Source organism: Nitrosomonas sp. JL21, from assembly GCF_009833095.1.
GTDB lineage: Bacteria > Pseudomonadota > Gammaproteobacteria > Burkholderiales > Nitrosomonadaceae > Nitrosomonas.
In genome coordinates, this window is record NZ_QRCB01000035.1 from 14,269 (window position 1) to 28,918 (window position 14,650).

Consider the following 14,650-nt stretch of genomic DNA (forward strand, 5'->3'; position numbering starts at 1 on the left):
CGCCCCATACGCCTCACGCTTCCTCGCGTTCATCGAATGAATCAGCATTTTTCTAAGTAATGACTTAGAGATTTCTCCTGAATGCCTTTACAGCCTAATCAGATTAATCCTACTTACTCGACCTTGTTGCTGGCCGTACTATTAAACCGGGTTAAGAATATGGAAATAATAGACCCTGAATGTAGCATCGAAAGAAAATAATAAAAAGTTTGTCGCACACCAATAAAAAGAACTGTGGCGCTGGATTCAAGTGGCCCAGTCAAACAGTCTCCTAAATTTATATATAAAAAAAATTACGGAGGTAAATAAAATGGCTAATTTCAGTAGAACCGATCTTGATTTCATCATTCAACAAGCAATCATTTCCGAGGCCGATTCAGCAGCTCAGGTTGGCGGTAATTTCAATGCATTGCCGGGATTGATAGGCAGCCCGCTATTGCCCGATGGCCTGCGCAATGTTGATGGAACCTACAATAATCTGCGGCCGGGCAGGTCAACATATGGCGCAGCGGATCAGGTATTTCCGCGTTTGCTGCCAGCGGATTTAAACGCGGCTGAGCCGGTGGCATTTGATGTGGATGGGCCGGGAGGACAAGCGGTGGGTAATCCGACTTCCTACGCGCAAAACAACGGCGCGGTATTCGATTCGCAGCCCCGCCTTGTCAGTAATCTGATTGTCGATCAGACCGATGATAATCCTGCAGCCGTTGCCGCTGCGGCAAATACCGATGGATCAGTGGCAAATATCGATGGCAAGGGTACGTTCTTCATTCCCAATGTGACGCCGGATGTCGGTTTGTCGGCACCATACAATGCGTGGTTTACTTTCTTCGGACAGTTTTTTGACCACGGTCTGGATCTCGTCAACAAAGGCGGCAGCGGCACAGTGTTCGTACCCTTGAAGCCGGACGATCCGTTGATCACAGAAGGTCCGGACGGTATTCCGAACACTGGCGATGAAGTGCAGCCGCAAAATGCGTTTATGCCGTTGTCGCGGGCAAGCAATTTACCAGGGGCCAATGGAATCCGCGGGGATGGCGATGATGTCCATAACCACATCAATCAAACGACGCCGTTTGTCGATCAGAACCAGACCTATACCTCGCATCCATCGCATCAGGTTTTTCTGCGCGAATATGCGTTCAATGGCGCGAACGATCCGGTGTCGACCGGTAAGTTGCTGGATGGCGCCGCTGCATTAGGCGGATTGGCGACGTGGGCCGATATCAAATTACAAGCGCGGAATTTGCTGGGCATCAATCTGACCGATGTCGATTTGACCAATCTGCCGAAAATTAAAACCGATACGTATGGCAAATTCATTCCCGGCCCGAACGGTTTTCCGCAACTGATGCTGAACGGCGGTGGATTACTGGAAGGCAATCCTGCTGTGCCGGTGACGATTCCGGCCAATGTGGTTCGCACCGGTCATGCCTTTCTGGATGACATCGCTCATACCGCTGCGCCACGCGACTTGAATGGTGCGATGAAACCGGCGGATACCGATAATGCACTGGGGCTTTCAGAATCGAATGCCTATGATAATGAATTGCTCGACCGGCATTTCATCACCGGTGATGGCCGCGGCAATGAAAATATCGGCCTCACGACTGTACATACGGTTTTTCATGCCGAGCACAACCGCAAGGTCGATGAAATCAAGGATTTGGTTCTTGCCAGCAATGATCCTGCATTCATTGCGCAATGGCAATTGCCGGGCGGTGCATGGAACGGCGAGCGCTTGTTCCAAGGCGCGCGCTTTGCGACCGAAATGCAGTATCAGCATCTGGTATTCGAAGAATTTGCGCGCAAGGTGCAGCCCAACGTCGACATCTTTATCGGCTACAACAGCACGATCGATCCCGCCATCATGGCCGAGTTCGCTCATGTGGTTTATCGCTTTGGTCATTCAATGCTGAACGAGACCGTGGCTCGAACGGATATTGGGCCGGGAGGATTGCTTGATCCCAACAATATTGACCTGACCGATGCCTTCCTGAATCCGGTGTCCTACGGTGCCGGTTACACCAATAACCTCGAAGCGGCCGCTTCCGTAGTGCGGGGTACGACTAAACAGGTTGGCAACGAAATTGACGAATTCGTGACCGAAGCTTTGCGTAATAATCTGCTCGGATTGCCTCTCGATTTGCCGGCGATCAACATGACGCGCGCACGTGATACCGGTATTCCGTCGTTGAATGAAGCGCGCCGCATGTTCTGGGAAGATACCGGCCAGAACCCTACGTTGCAGCCGTATGAGAGCTGGGCGGAATTCGGCCTGAACATCCGCCACCCTGAATCGCTGACCAATTTCATCGCGGCATATGGCACCCATCCCAGCATCACCAGCCAATCGACATTGGATGGTAAGCGGGCTGCGGCGCAGGCGCTCATAAATCAGGAGCGCGTTGATGATAACAGCAATGGCGCCGTCGATTTCATCAATAGTACCGGTGGCGTTACCGCTCAATCCTCGGGTTTGAATACCGTTGATTTCTGGGTAGGCGGACTGGCTGAGAAGCAATCTCCTTTCGGCGGATTGCTGGGTCCGACCTTCAACTTTGTATTCGAAACGCAACTTGAAAATCTGCAGGACGGCGACCGCTTTTATTATCTGGCGCGTAACGCCGGGCTGGATTTTCTCACCCAACTGGAAGAAAACACCTTTGCTGAGCTGATCATGCGCAATCTGCCGGGCGTGAAGCATCTGCCCGCAGATGTCTTCACGACGCCGGCGTTTACGTTTGAAGTCGCTAACCTGGGCGCAAGCGGACCGATCGTGGACGATCCCGATACGCTGAATGTGAATGAAGCGACATTGCTGAATCATCTGGGGCAACGCGCGCTGGTTCGCGACACCACACTCGGCCCGAATACCATCCGTTATACCGGCGATCAACATGTGGTCATGGGGGGCAATGACCTCGGTAATAATTTCCGTGCCAGCGAAGGCGACGATACGCTGTGGGGCGACGGTGGCGATGATCGCTTGGAAGGCGGCGCCGGCAACGATTCGATCAATGGCGGCGACGGTAATGACCGCATTACCGATTCGTTCGGCGACGACAATATCAAAGCTGGTGCGGGGCATGACGTCGTCAACGGCGGCCCCGGCATCAATCTGATTCTTGGCGGCGAAGGCAATGATTTTATCGTAACCGGCCAGGATATCTCGGAGGTGTTTGCAGGCCCGGGCAATGATTTCATTTTCGGCAATACCCCGAACGAAGTCATGATGGGCAATGAGGGTGACGATTGGATTCAAACCGGTACCGCCGATGGCGCGCCCGGGGATAATTTTGATCCGTTCAACCGCGATCCGATTCGCGGCAACGATGCCTTTCTCGGTGGCGGCGGTCTGGATGAGTTTCTCGGCGAAGGCGGCGACGATGTAATGAATGGTATGGCCGGTGCCGACAAGAATGACGGTAACAGCGGTTTCGACTGGGTCTTCAGCAAAGGCAGCGGTATTCCCGCCGACATCGATCTGACCCGGCCGATCATTCCGGGTGTGCCGGTGGATGTGCTCGACCGCTATGATTTTGTTGAAGCCGCTTCCGGATGGAACGAAGACGATGTCATCCGCGGCGATGACGAAACCGCCGCCGAACTGACGCTGGTTGATCCGAACACCGGTCAGAACAATGCGCTCGATAACGTCAACAATCCGGCGGGCGGTGGCCATAGCGCTGCGCAGCGGATCGCGATGATCAACGGATTAAGCGATGTGCTTGACGGCGCTACGTCTTTCGGAGCAGGTAACATTCTGCTGGGCGGCGCTGGTAACGACTTGCTCGAAGGGCGCGGCGGCGATGACATCATCGACGGCGATGCCTGGCTCGACGTGCGGATCAGCATCGATACCAACAATGACGGTATCGAAAATATATCGTTCGATAATATGACCAGCGCCTTGCGAACTGCAATGCAAAATGGCACTTACCGGCCCGATCAGTTGAAAATTGCGCGCGAAATTCAAACCGCGCTTCCTGGTACGGATGTGGACAGGGTGTTGTATCGGGATGTGTTCGCCAATTACCAGATCACTTTCAATCCGGATGGATCGGTGACCGTGGCGCACACCAACCCTGCTGTGGCCAATATTGATGATGGCACCGATACCTTGCGCAATGTCGAAGAACTGCAGTTCACCGATAGGGTGGTTGTGCTCAATGGCGGCGGAGGGCCTGGCGGCACGCCGGGTGACGATAATCTGGTCGGTACGCCGGGCAATGATGTGCTCGATGGCCTGGCTGGAAACGATACCATCAATGGTCTCGGCGGCGTGGATACGTTGATTGGCGGTCCCGGGAACGATACCTTCGTGGTCGATACCACGACCGATACCATTACCGAACTGGCGGGTGGTGGCACCGATACCGTGCAGAGCTCGGCGACGTTCACGCTCGGGGCGCAGCTCGAAAATTTGACGCTGACCGGCGCGGGTGCGATTAACGGCACGGGAAATGCGGCAGCCAATGTCCTGACCGGCAATGCCGGAAACAACACGTTGAGCGGGCTGGGCGGCAACGACACGCTGAACGGGTTGGGCGGCGTGGATACGCTGATCGGCGGAGCCGGCAACGACACTTTCATAGTCGATACAACCACCGATACGCTGACCGAAGCGGCGGGTGGCGGCAACGACACCGTGCAAAGCACGGTAACATTCACGTTGACTGCCCAGTTCGAGAATCTGACCCTCTCCGGGGCAGGTGCCATCAATGGCACCGGCAATGCTGCGGTCAATATTCTCACCGGTAACGGCGGCAATAATACCCTGAATGGATTGGGCGGCAACGATTCATTGAATGGCCAGGGAGGAATCGATACCTTGATTGGTGGCGCGGGTAATGATATCTATGTCGTGGATACCGCCACTGATGTGATTACCGAATTGGCCGGCGGCGGTACCGATACGGTGCAAAGTTCCGTAACCATAACGCTGGCTGCTCAAACCGAGAATCTGACGTTGACCGGCGTGGCTGCAATCAATGGCACAGGAAACGGCGGAGCCAACACGATAACCGGTAACGCCAGCAGTAATTCGCTGAGTGGCTCGAGTGGCAACGACACGCTGAATGGCGGTGATGGAAACGATATACTCATCGGCGGGGCCGGTCTCGATACCTTGACGGGTGGCGCGAATGCGGATATCTATCGCTATACCGCGACCCTTGCTGACTCGAATGGCGCTACGCGCGATGTCATCAATGGATTTGTTACCGGAACCGATGATGTCGACCTCAGTTTGATTGATGCCAACGCCGGGGTCGGCGGTAATCAAGCGTTTGCCTTCATTGGCGGCGCTGCATTCAGTGCGGCCGGCCAAGTGCGCTATGCTGGCGGAATATTGGAAGCAAACGTCGGTGGCGCTAACGGCAATGCAGCCGACTTTCAGATTCAGTTGGCAGGCGCGCCGACATTCGTTGCTGGTGATTTGATTCCCTGAACCGCTGGGAGTGGGAAAATGATCTGAACGTATGATGAAATGAAGGAATTGGGGAGGTGAGGATGCTCAGGATCTGCCTCCTCAATTTTTATCGAAGGAGCAAGTGCGAGCACATCGTCAGAATTAGGATGCTGAGGTTGTTTCATGCATCCAATGGAGGGGCCAATGTGCAGTGGCGGCAATCAGATCCGCCAGGGGCATGGCTTTGCCGATCAGTTAGCCTTGGATGATGTCACAACCGAGCGCTTGTAAACGCTCATAGGTGGCAATATCCTCGACACCTTCGGCGACGACCAATAAATTGAGCCGATGAGCAAGATTGATCATCGAATCGACCACTTGATGATGGGTATGGTGCGTGGTCATGTGCTTGACGAAGATCATGTCGATCTTTACTTCGTCGAGCGGAAGATTGAGCATGCGCGCCATTGAGGAATAGCCTGTACCGAAATCATCCATCGCCAGTTTCAAACCCATGTCCTTTAGTTTATAAAGCGTATTCAAGGTGTCCGAACGATTATCCATGATCGCTGTTTCGGTTAATTCCACCGTTACAATTTCGGGCGGCACCTGCCAGAGATTCAGCCCTTGTGCCACCAACTCGATCAATTCCGGATCCCGCAGATCGTCCGCTGAGAAATTGATCGATATCCCGGCGTCCAGCCCGGCCTGGCGATATTCGAAGCATTCTCTCAACGCGGTATGAAAAACCCATAATGTCAGCTTCGACATCAAGGTCGTGCCTTCGGCGACCTGAATCAATCGATCGGCGCGCATCGGACCATGACTGGGGTGATTCCAGCGCAGCAGCGCTTCAGTGGACTTAATCTTGCCACTGGCAATGCTATATTGCGGTTGATAGCCCAAATACAATTCGCTGGCCTCGATTGCATTGCCAAGATCCGACCATAAGTCGATCTGGAGATGAAGCGGATCTTCCATTTCCTCGGCAAACAGCCTGATGGGTTCCTGGGTGACTCGCGCCTGCCGGACTGCCGAACTTGCGTTGCTCATCAATTGCTCGAGTGTCGCGCTGGTGGAGTTTTTCAGGGCCACGCCGATTCGAGGCGCGAGGATGATATTGCGCCGATCCAGTACGAACGGCAGTGCCAGAACCCGCAGGATCTTGTGTGCCGCCAGCATGGCATGGGCGTCCGTCAGCAGATCGCTCAGTAAGCAACTGATTTGATAGCGGCCGGTGGTTCCTACCAGATCTTCCGGGTTCAAGGCGGCTTTGAGTTGGTGGGATACTTGCGCCAGAATCGTATCGACCACGGCAAATCCCAGAATGCCGTCGAGCTCGGCGAGCCGCTCGAAATTGACGATCAGCACTGCGTTGCGCCGATCGATGAGAGTCGGATCGCGCAATTTCTGCGCCGCTGATTGCAGGAAATCCTGATAGACAAGAACAGTCGTCGTCATGAGTGGATACTTATTGGCATCGGGTTATAAATAATATTTTTTCGCATCGATGCCGTAAGCGCCCTGAGGCAGATCTTTGGCAATGGCATATTGAATACCGCCGGGGCCGGGATCGGCTGAGCGTAAATCGATCGTGACCGGATTGTCATATGGCGCTTTCTTGGCATCGCAGATGATCATGACTGAAGGCAGTAATCGCTGAGTCCGGTTATGGGTCAGTACGATGGCGATCTCGCCGGTATTGAGCTCAACCAGACTGCCCACGGGAAACATGCCGATGCAATGCGCAAATTGCTCCACCAGAATATAATTCAGCCCATTCTGGGCATTTTCCTTGAGTTCCTTGATGGCATGAAACGGTTTCAGGCCGGGTATGCCCGATTGTTCCGTGATCAGCTCTTCATAGCAGTCGACAATTGCGGCCATGCGGCCGTAGGTATGCAACTGATTGGCATGCAGCCCATGTGGATAGCCGCTGCCATTCTCCCGTTCGTGGTGTTGCAGTATGATTTTCAGAACATCGCCCGGGGTATCGCTCAACGGGGCAATGATGTCTTCTCCAAACAGCACATGTTGCTTCATCAACTTGCGTTCATCCGGCTTGAGTGTGAGGCTCCTTTTATTCTGCATGGCTTTCGGTAAGCGCAATTTACCAATATCCATCAACAAACCACCCAACCCCAGGATGGACAACTCCTTGCGCGGAAAGCCGAGGTGGCGTCCGAAAGCCAGCAGATGGACAGAGGTTTTGATGGCGCTATCGTATAACTCTTCACCGGTCGTTTTGAGCTGCGCAAGCAACAAGGCCGCATCCGGATTCCTCACTACGCTTTCGCATAAGGTATTGACCACTTCATGGGCGGTGTGAATGTCGATCTTGTTATGGTGCTCAAGGCTCTGATTGATATCGCTGAACAGCGCCGTGATCGCGCTATAGGCTTTTTCTGCGACCGGCAGTTCTTGCTCTACGGTGCGAATGTCGCTGTAGGTCATTGCGCGCGGGGCCAATTTCTCCAGAATCTCTAAATCTCTGGCGCTGGGCGGCGCGACATGACTTTGATTGCTATGCAGGCTCGCTGATATCGGAGGTTCATTAAATTGCGGAGGTTGCTGAAGGACGGCGGTATCGCCGGGCGCCTGAGGTTCGAGCTGAGCAGAAATTTTGTGAATGATGGACGGTTCGCTTCGATCGATATCGACATAGACATAGCTGCAGTAGTGCTTGAGGACATCGATGTCGTTTTGCGATTCGATCAGAATCCCCTGAATCAGATAAGGTGTCTCCAACCACGGCCGATCGAGCTCACTGACGTACATTCCGGACTGTAATTCTTTCACGGCAACTATGATGGTGTTAGTGCTTGCTATCATGGATAGGGTTCAACGAATCGAATAACGCTTGTGTAGACAGGGTTTCCATGGGAAAGGAGCAGTTCCCATTTGTTCAATGTAAACGACCGGGCCGGAAAATTTCTTGAATAAAATTTCCAGGGAAATACTGAAAAAAACGAGCGGCGTTCAAGCCAAACGGGATCGGATTCTATGCCGCGCAGATTGACAAGTGCAGTAGTTTCAAGATTTTACTGAAACAGGACGTAGATAAGGCTCGGCAACAATAGAAATTAAAATGATAAATAAGAGGTTGTTTTGCCGCATGTTGATTCAAATTGAATCTCCACGCCTATCAACGATGAATCAAGAAGCATGCACAGCACATGCTTTGTATTAAGAAAGGAGCTACGCATGACTGATAATGAAATAATTACTTTTGTTATCTTGCCGATTGGGGTTGGTATAGGCCTAATAAATCGTTTTTTCTTTTTAAAAGGTGGCTGCATTATAAAAATGGATGGCTGGATTCCTAGAATTGCCGGTAGAAGAAAAGAAAATAGCAAGTGGGCAGGTATCATAGGCGACGCTGTACAAGGAGGAATTCTTATCATGTTCTTATACTTCGGCATTACATATCTACAACAGGAGTACAACAAGAATATTACAAGATTCAAGAATCCCTCAGTACTTACAAAATAAATAAGTAAGTCTGAGCTATTGCAGGAAAAAACAGAGTTCTGTCATGGCAGTGAATCAAGCCGCAGTAAACGAAGCGGCCGATGCGATAAAAACAACAGGGTCTGTAGCTGATGCGATGAATACCTTAACCACAAAGGATGCCAATGTATTTGTTTCGATGAGTACAGGATGCATTATCCCAGTTGGATTCCAATTAAGACCATGTATTAACCCAAGTGAAAACCTTCGACACAGGAGACGATGTTGCTGAATCACTTCAAACAATATTTCGTGCGCTGGATTGTTTTTATCGTCACGACAATTTGGTGGGTCGACACGTTTATCCTGGATGATCGCGTTGAACGCCACGAGTTGCCGGATGATTCGGTGATTGTAGTACTGGGACAAGAAGAGAAACACCGCTTCAAAGTGCCGGTGGAGTATTTGTACGACGTTTTGCTCATGCGGGAGTTTTCAGAAAAACAATCCGGTATATCAAATACGAAGTTCAAGAAGGTTTATCGGGGTGGTAATTATTTTTATGTTTACGCGACCTATCCCGACATGAAGCCTGTAGATCGTTCGAATGACAAACTGGGGCGCGGTAACAAAATTTCAATCAGCATTGCTACCAATGCCGGATCTATTCCATATCGAAAAAGTGCATTCCAATACGTGAGTGGCAGGCATCCTAATGGCGGAATGATTCCAGAAGGTTTTGATAGTACTGAAATCATTCAATATGAAGAAGATGATCTGGATAAATATTTTTATCGAGATGGTGACATTTATATGCAATGTATTAAGCGGGAAGAGACGCCCGATTATTCTCCTTCATGTACGGTTTATTTTAATTATAAGGAATTGGAATTAACTGTAAGTTTTGCTAGCAAATACAAAACCAATTTTTTGAATATACGTGCCCGTATACACGAATTATTAAAATCATTTGAACAATAAGCAATCACAAAGGCGTTTCACAATATGTCTGCCCAAATTAATTACCTGATAACAAAGGTTCAGGATGAGTGCGAGATTTGCGTGAAGCGCCTAATTTATCCCTCGCGTTCGCAACCGCTTTGAAGCTGTGTAAAACAAGCCAATTCTGTAGATCAGAAAATACTATGGATGATCTGATAGCTGCCTGAGCAAATACTTCGACAATGAGGAACAGTGTCGAACGAGCCATCGATAAAAGTTATGTGTTAATTTCCTAGCGTGGCGGGTTGATGAAGAATTCGCGCATCAGGAAATCTTCCAGACCTTTTGTATCTTTTTCACGTGCCGATAGAACGACGACCCGGTGCAGGCGGTGAGATTCCCAATTGAAGTCTTCCTTGTAGTATTCGCGGATCAGTCCGATCATGCGGCGAATGATGGCGAGTTCGACGTTTCCGTCCGGGCCTGCATCAACTTGTATGGTTTGCAGACGGGGATTGCTCTGACCGGTGGTCCAGGCGCGGAAGGAAAATTCCGCGGTGCGTGGCCCGATCCGGAGTATCTGAAAAATTCCGCTGGTGCCGGGCGCCTGGAGATTCCTTCTGACGTTCGCCATGCGAATCTCGTCAGCAGATTGCTGCGGTTTCGCGCTGCTGCTTTCCGCGGCTTGGTCGATATGATCAAAAAGCCCTTTTTCTCCCCGCCGGGCCCGTGCTTGATTGATGTACTCCGTTAAATCCTGCGCCGTCTCGGCAGGGGGTTCTGGAAGCGCTTTGGTTTTAGCCACTTCTTTTGCGGGTGTCGGTGACTTTGATTTAGTGGGCTTGTCGGCTGCCTTCGGTTTGCTGACGGATCGGGAGGGTGGGGGCGGCGATGGCTGCGGTGGCAGTTTGGGCGCCGGCTTCGGTGCTTCGGCGATGGCCGGTTTTTGCGGTTGTGATGGCGGCGGAGTTGGCGCAGAAGCGGGAATCGAGCTTGTCGCGTCCTCGGTTTCATCCAGATCGATAAAGCTGGCGGCAATCGGCGGCGGTGTTTCAGTTTCCACGTCGGGCAAAGACAGGAAAAACCCGACGCCCCAAATGATCAGGAGCCAGACGAGCGCAGCCAGTGGCAAGGGCCACCACAGGCGAATTTCTCTCGATCTGGAAGTTGTCATCGGTTTCCGATCTATTTATGTTTTACCGCGATCAGGAATTGCTGAGCGCCCGCAGCCCGAGCGCGCAGCATGGCCTGCACGACGAGACCCTGCGGTGCCTCGTTATCGGCGGAGACGATCAGTTTTTGTTTGGAGTCGGCTAGTAAGGGTTTCAGCGTAGCAGCCAACGAGTCGAGGGTAACAACGGTTTGATTGATGTAAATTTTGCTGTCTTTGGTCAACGTGAGCGTAACAGGTTTCTCCGTGCTCAGTTTTTCAGCCTCGCCTTCAGGCAAATTCACTTGCAGCGAATCCAGATTCTGCATGGACAACGATGCGAGCATGAAAGTCGCCAACAGGAAAAACATTACGTCGATCATCGGGATGATTTCGATTCTGCCTTTCTGAACCGTGCGGGATTTACGGAGCTTCATGGGTATTGTCCTGTTGATCCAGACGAATGTTGTCGATCAGCCGCGTTCCCAACCGTTCCATCTCATCCATCGTCAGCGATTGCAGACGGGAGAAGAAATTGAAGCCAAACAGGGCCACCAGCGCGATCGCCAGTCCTACCACGGTTGCGATCAGCGCCTCGGCAACCCCGCCGGTCACGGCTGTGGGGTTGACGACGCCTTCGCTGCCGATGACCTGGAACGCGCGCATCATCCCGACGACGGTTCCTACCAGGCCAAGCAGCGGTGCTGCGGTAACGATGGTTTCCAATGCCCATAATCGCCGCGCCAGGGATTCTTCGATGATTTGCGCTTCATCCGCCGCACGGGATTCCGTCCACCAGGCAGGCTGGTGTCGATTGGAAATCACGACTTCAAAGAACCGTTTGTAATAATGCCTGCTGTCCAAACCGGACAGTATTTTTTCTAAGTCATTCCATTTGAAACCGTAGGTTTCGACCAGATTGAGCAGATCGCTGGAGAGCCGTGCATAACGCCAATAGATGAATGCCTTTTCCAGCATGATGGCCAGCGCGATTACCGCTAATAACGACAAGGGCACGATGATGATCCCGCCAAGTTTCAACATCACCCAGGCCTGATTTAATTCTTCCATAGTCAACTCCCAAATTAAGGCTATTCAATAGCTGTGTTAATGTATTTTTCGTGGGGAAGCCCTGAAAAACTGCTGTGGGTGATCCTGCAGCGCTGAGATCAGGCTCGAAAATACTTATTACTTCCCCTGTAGGCTGGCCCTTTCTCCTAATTCCACCACCTTATGACCGATCATTGCTCGCTACATTTTCAAATCTACCTTCAGAAAACACCGAATTCAAACAACCCAAGCAATTGACCGCCTCGTTAAGAACTCTGCCCGCGAAGTATCGTTATTCCAGAGATAACGCATGCCATCTGATGGTCATGAGCACATCAAGGCGCAATTCGGTAACGTACTGAAACCATACGAAACGAAATAAATCGATGCTAAGAATAGTTGAAAACATCGTATGTTGGAACTGCAGACACTCTGAAAAGCTACTATTCAGTCATGTTGTGCTGGGGCCGGATTCAGAATGTCCTTTTAATTCATTATTTAACTTTACAATAGCCTTGGTTCGCTTACGCTTCGCTGGACATTTGCCCGCCAGTTTTTCAGCGTTTTCCAGCTGAGCTGTTTCATTGATAAATGATATATCTCGGTCATGCGGGAGCAGGAAATTGTAAAGCCTGTATCAATTGTTTACCATGTGTGAATATTGAAGAATCTGACCAGAGTCTGCGAGGCGCGAGGATGCCATGATGAAAAAACGCTTTCTGATACTTTTTTTGCTGCTTGTCGTAAAGTCTGCACACGCCGACTGGACTGCTGTGGAGACCGCCACAAAACCGGGAGTGAAGCACTTTTTCGATGCAGAAAGCCTGCAAAAAAATGAATCCTTCCGGAAAATTTGGGTATTGTCCAGCCACGATGTGAAGCAAAAAGGTGGCTATCATGCGATCAAGACATTGTATGAATTTGATTGTACTCATCATAAAGCACGACCCATCACCGTGTTGTTATATCCTGACAAAACTGCGTCTGAAGCCGTAATCGGAGCGCGTCATGACGAATCTGCCGATTGGTTCGGCTTTTCAGGAAATTCGATTTTTTATCAGGTTTCAACAGTCGCGTGCGCTCCTTGAAGAATGGGAGTTTCAATTTATAACTCTGCGGATTGCGTTACGATCAGAAAAATGTGATAGTTCACATCGAGTTCACAATTAATATCTATAATGAGTTCATTTTGCAATGACGAGGAATGCAGAGTATCGAGGAAAGTGAGCTTGGGCATTATGTTTTGAAGTTACAAGTGGCATGGCTGGATTGTTAATCGGGGCGTGTTGTATTTTCAATAATTTTACATATGTGTAATTAGATAGGGAGAAGGTAATGAAAGAGATAAAAAATAGATCACTGGCGATTTGTGCGGTGCTTTTATTGTTGAGTGGCGTATTGGTAGGATGTAAGCCGATTTTCGAGAAAAAGCCTGTCGAAGGTAAAGAAGGCAGTAAAGAGGCTGCCCCGGCAGCAGCACCAGCTCCGGCGCCAGCACCAGCTGCTCCGGCGCCTGCTCCTAAAGCTGAGGAACTTCAAAGCATCGATAGCTTGCCATCAACCACAGAGCCTCTGGATACCACAACCGCAGCGCCTGTTGCGGAAGCGCCTGTGGCAGCAGCGCCAGCGCAACATGCGGATGATGGTGACGATGTCGTCAAAACGACCCCTGCTCTGATGAAAAAAGTACAGCAAGCGCTGGTGAATGCCGGCTTCAATCCTGGCCCGGTGGACGGTGTCAGCGGCGGGAAAACAGTCTCTGCGATAGAAAGTTTCCAGAAACAGCAGGGCATTCCTCCAGGGAAACTGACGAAACGCACACTTCGCGCGCTCGGCGTAGCATTTTAAGCAACGAATGCGTTGAACCGAGTCAAATCGTCAAAACCCCAGGAATTAAAAACTCTTGGGGTTTTTTGTTGGAGTTTTCAGAAAGCTTGCTCTCTTTCTTAGAGGGGCAAAAATTTATAGTGCTTGTTTTGGTTCAGTACCTGTCATCGATGGAAAAAATAGGTGCGAATTTGAAATGAATCACAGCAGTTCCATTGGCACAGATGTGGATAGCATCCTTTTAACAATATCACCCATGGTGAAATGCAATCAGTAGTAGGGCGTTAAGAAAGAATTTGTGTGAACAATTGTCTATGCGCAGGGACAGACTGCCTGGTCAATGATCCTTCGCCGTCCACTTCTCTCCGATTTTCTTGTATTTTTTCTTGACCGCTGCCCAGGCAACTTTATGGGCTGTTTCTTCTTGAGATGAAGATGCGCGGCGTTTGTCGGGATTCTTGTATTCTTTCCAGGCGTGGTTGAATGCCTCCCGGTAAATATCCTGAGCATGATCGGGAAGTACGGTTGTTATGTTTTTCGGCAAATCGTCATTGGTTTTATAAGGCATTCGTCACTCCTCGAGTTCATGGATAGGTGGTTTCAACGGAGCTAGACAATTCAATCCTGTCCTACGGGCACAGGCTTACCGGAAGGTTTACGGATAGTGGGTTCTGCAGGGGTATTCTTTCTGAGCGGCGAATCTTCCGGAATGACTTCTTCAAAAGCGATATCCTCGATCGATTCATCAGCCGATGGGGAAGCCGGTTCACTGCTATCTTTGCCATTCATGGCTTTGATAGTGTTTGCCGTCATGATCG

Annotated in this window: 12 protein-coding genes; 5 read left to right on the forward strand and 7 right to left on the reverse strand. The window is 50.7% G+C overall.

The features are described 5' to 3' along the window. The first annotated feature begins 310 nt into the window (after nt 1-310). Entirely contained in the window at nt 311-5,452 is a 5,142-nt protein-coding gene (locus ABF87_RS10885; protein ID WP_160829153.1) for a peroxidase family protein, read from the forward strand. Nucleotides 5,453-5,668: 216 nt separating this feature from the next. Here the strand turns inward: ABF87_RS10885 and ABF87_RS10890 are convergent, their stop codons facing one another. Together ABF87_RS10890 and ABF87_RS10895 are read right to left on the reverse strand one after the other, a co-directional pair. Beyond that, nucleotides 5,669-6,874 (reverse strand): GGDEF domain-containing phosphodiesterase, encoded by a 1,206-nt coding sequence (locus ABF87_RS10890; protein ID WP_160829154.1) that lies wholly within the window; start codon nt 6,872-6,874, stop codon nt 5,669-5,671. A gap of 24 nt (nt 6,875-6,898) precedes the next feature. After that, nucleotides 6,899-8,245, reverse strand: coding sequence for an HD domain-containing phosphohydrolase (locus ABF87_RS10895; protein WP_160829155.1), 1,347 nt, complete (start codon nt 8,243-8,245; stop codon nt 6,899-6,901). 372 nt (nt 8,246-8,617) lie between these two features. Between ABF87_RS10895 and ABF87_RS10900 the strand changes: the two genes are divergently transcribed. Further along, on the forward strand, nt 8,618-8,905 hold the full coding sequence (locus ABF87_RS10900) for a hypothetical protein (protein ID WP_160829156.1): 288 nt from the start codon (nt 8,618-8,620) through the stop codon (nt 8,903-8,905). Between the two features lie 240 nt (nt 8,906-9,145). Next, nucleotides 9,146-9,844 (forward strand): hypothetical protein, encoded by a 699-nt coding sequence (locus ABF87_RS10905; RefSeq protein ID WP_160829157.1) that lies wholly within the window; start codon nt 9,146-9,148, stop codon nt 9,842-9,844. Between the two features lie 253 nt (nt 9,845-10,097). Here ABF87_RS10905 and ABF87_RS10910 read toward each other — a convergent pair whose 3' ends face one another. From ABF87_RS10910 to ABF87_RS10920, 3 genes are read right to left on the reverse strand one after another with little or no spacing between them, the layout of a single operon-like run. Then, a complete protein-coding gene (locus tag ABF87_RS10910) occupies nt 10,098-10,979 on the reverse strand; it encodes a hypothetical protein (protein ID WP_160829158.1) in 882 nt (293 codons plus the stop codon). An 11-nt stretch (nt 10,980-10,990) separates the two neighbouring features. Next, nucleotides 10,991-11,392 (reverse strand): biopolymer transporter ExbD, encoded by a 402-nt coding sequence (locus ABF87_RS10915; RefSeq protein ID WP_160829159.1) that lies wholly within the window; start codon nt 11,390-11,392, stop codon nt 10,991-10,993. Continuing rightward, entirely contained in the window at nt 11,379-12,026 is a 648-nt protein-coding gene (locus ABF87_RS10920; RefSeq protein ID WP_160829160.1) for a MotA/TolQ/ExbB proton channel family protein, read from the reverse strand. Before ABF87_RS10920 ends, ABF87_RS10915 begins: the two co-directional genes overlap by 14 nt. A 680-nt stretch (nt 12,027-12,706) precedes the next feature. On the opposite strand from ABF87_RS10920, the gene ABF87_RS10925 reads away from it, so the two are divergent. Both ABF87_RS10925 and ABF87_RS10930 read left to right on the forward strand, forming a co-directional pair. Next, nucleotides 12,707-13,093 (forward strand): surface-adhesin E family protein, encoded by a 387-nt coding sequence (locus ABF87_RS10925; RefSeq protein WP_240143644.1) that lies wholly within the window; start codon nt 12,707-12,709, stop codon nt 13,091-13,093. A 247-nt stretch (nt 13,094-13,340) separates the two neighbouring features. Beyond that, a complete protein-coding gene (locus ABF87_RS10930; protein WP_160829161.1) occupies nt 13,341-13,853 on the forward strand; it encodes a peptidoglycan-binding domain-containing protein in 513 nt (170 codons plus the stop codon). Between the two features lie 316 nt (nt 13,854-14,169). Here ABF87_RS10930 and ABF87_RS10935 read toward each other — a convergent pair whose 3' ends face one another. Together ABF87_RS10935 and ABF87_RS10940 are read right to left on the reverse strand one after the other, a co-directional pair. Then, nucleotides 14,170-14,400: a ChaB family protein gene (locus ABF87_RS10935; RefSeq protein ID WP_160829162.1), complete on the reverse strand. Its 231-nt coding sequence runs from the start codon at nt 14,398-14,400 to the stop codon at nt 14,170-14,172. 50 nt (nt 14,401-14,450) lie between these two features. Beyond that, nucleotides 14,451-14,645: a hypothetical protein gene (locus ABF87_RS10940; protein WP_160829163.1), complete on the reverse strand. Its 195-nt coding sequence runs from the start codon at nt 14,643-14,645 to the stop codon at nt 14,451-14,453. Between the last annotated feature and the right edge of the window lie 5 nt (nt 14,646-14,650).

Bases quoted from the DNA above. Each gene is read 5' to 3' on its own strand.
- ABF87_RS10885 (WP_160829153.1), top strand. From the start codon at position 311: ATGGCTAATTTCAGTAGAACCGATCTTGATTTCATCATTCAACAAGCA.
- ABF87_RS10890 (WP_160829154.1), bottom strand. From the start codon at position 6,874: ATGACGACGACTGTTCTTGTCTATCAGGATTTCCTGCAATCAGCGGCG.
- ABF87_RS10895 (WP_160829155.1), bottom strand. From the start codon at position 8,245: ATGATAGCAAGCACTAACACCATCATAGTTGCCGTGAAAGAATTACAG.
- ABF87_RS10900 (WP_160829156.1), top strand. From the start codon at position 8,618: ATGACTGATAATGAAATAATTACTTTTGTTATCTTGCCGATTGGGGTT.
- ABF87_RS10905 (WP_160829157.1), top strand. From the start codon at position 9,146: ATGTTGCTGAATCACTTCAAACAATATTTCGTGCGCTGGATTGTTTTT.
- ABF87_RS10910 (WP_160829158.1), bottom strand. From the start codon at position 10,979: ATGACAACTTCCAGATCGAGAGAAATTCGCCTGTGGTGGCCCTTGCCA.
- ABF87_RS10915 (WP_160829159.1), bottom strand. From the start codon at position 11,392: ATGAAGCTCCGTAAATCCCGCACGGTTCAGAAAGGCAGAATCGAAATC.
- ABF87_RS10920 (WP_160829160.1), bottom strand. From the start codon at position 12,026: ATGGAAGAATTAAATCAGGCCTGGGTGATGTTGAAACTTGGCGGGATC.
- ABF87_RS10925 (WP_240143644.1), top strand. From the start codon at position 12,707: ATGATGAAAAAACGCTTTCTGATACTTTTTTTGCTGCTTGTCGTAAAG.
- ABF87_RS10930 (WP_160829161.1), top strand. From the start codon at position 13,341: ATGAAAGAGATAAAAAATAGATCACTGGCGATTTGTGCGGTGCTTTTA.
- ABF87_RS10935 (WP_160829162.1), bottom strand. From the start codon at position 14,400: ATGCCTTATAAAACCAATGACGATTTGCCGAAAAACATAACAACCGTA.
- ABF87_RS10940 (WP_160829163.1), bottom strand. From the start codon at position 14,645: ATGACGGCAAACACTATCAAAGCCATGAATGGCAAAGATAGCAGTGAA.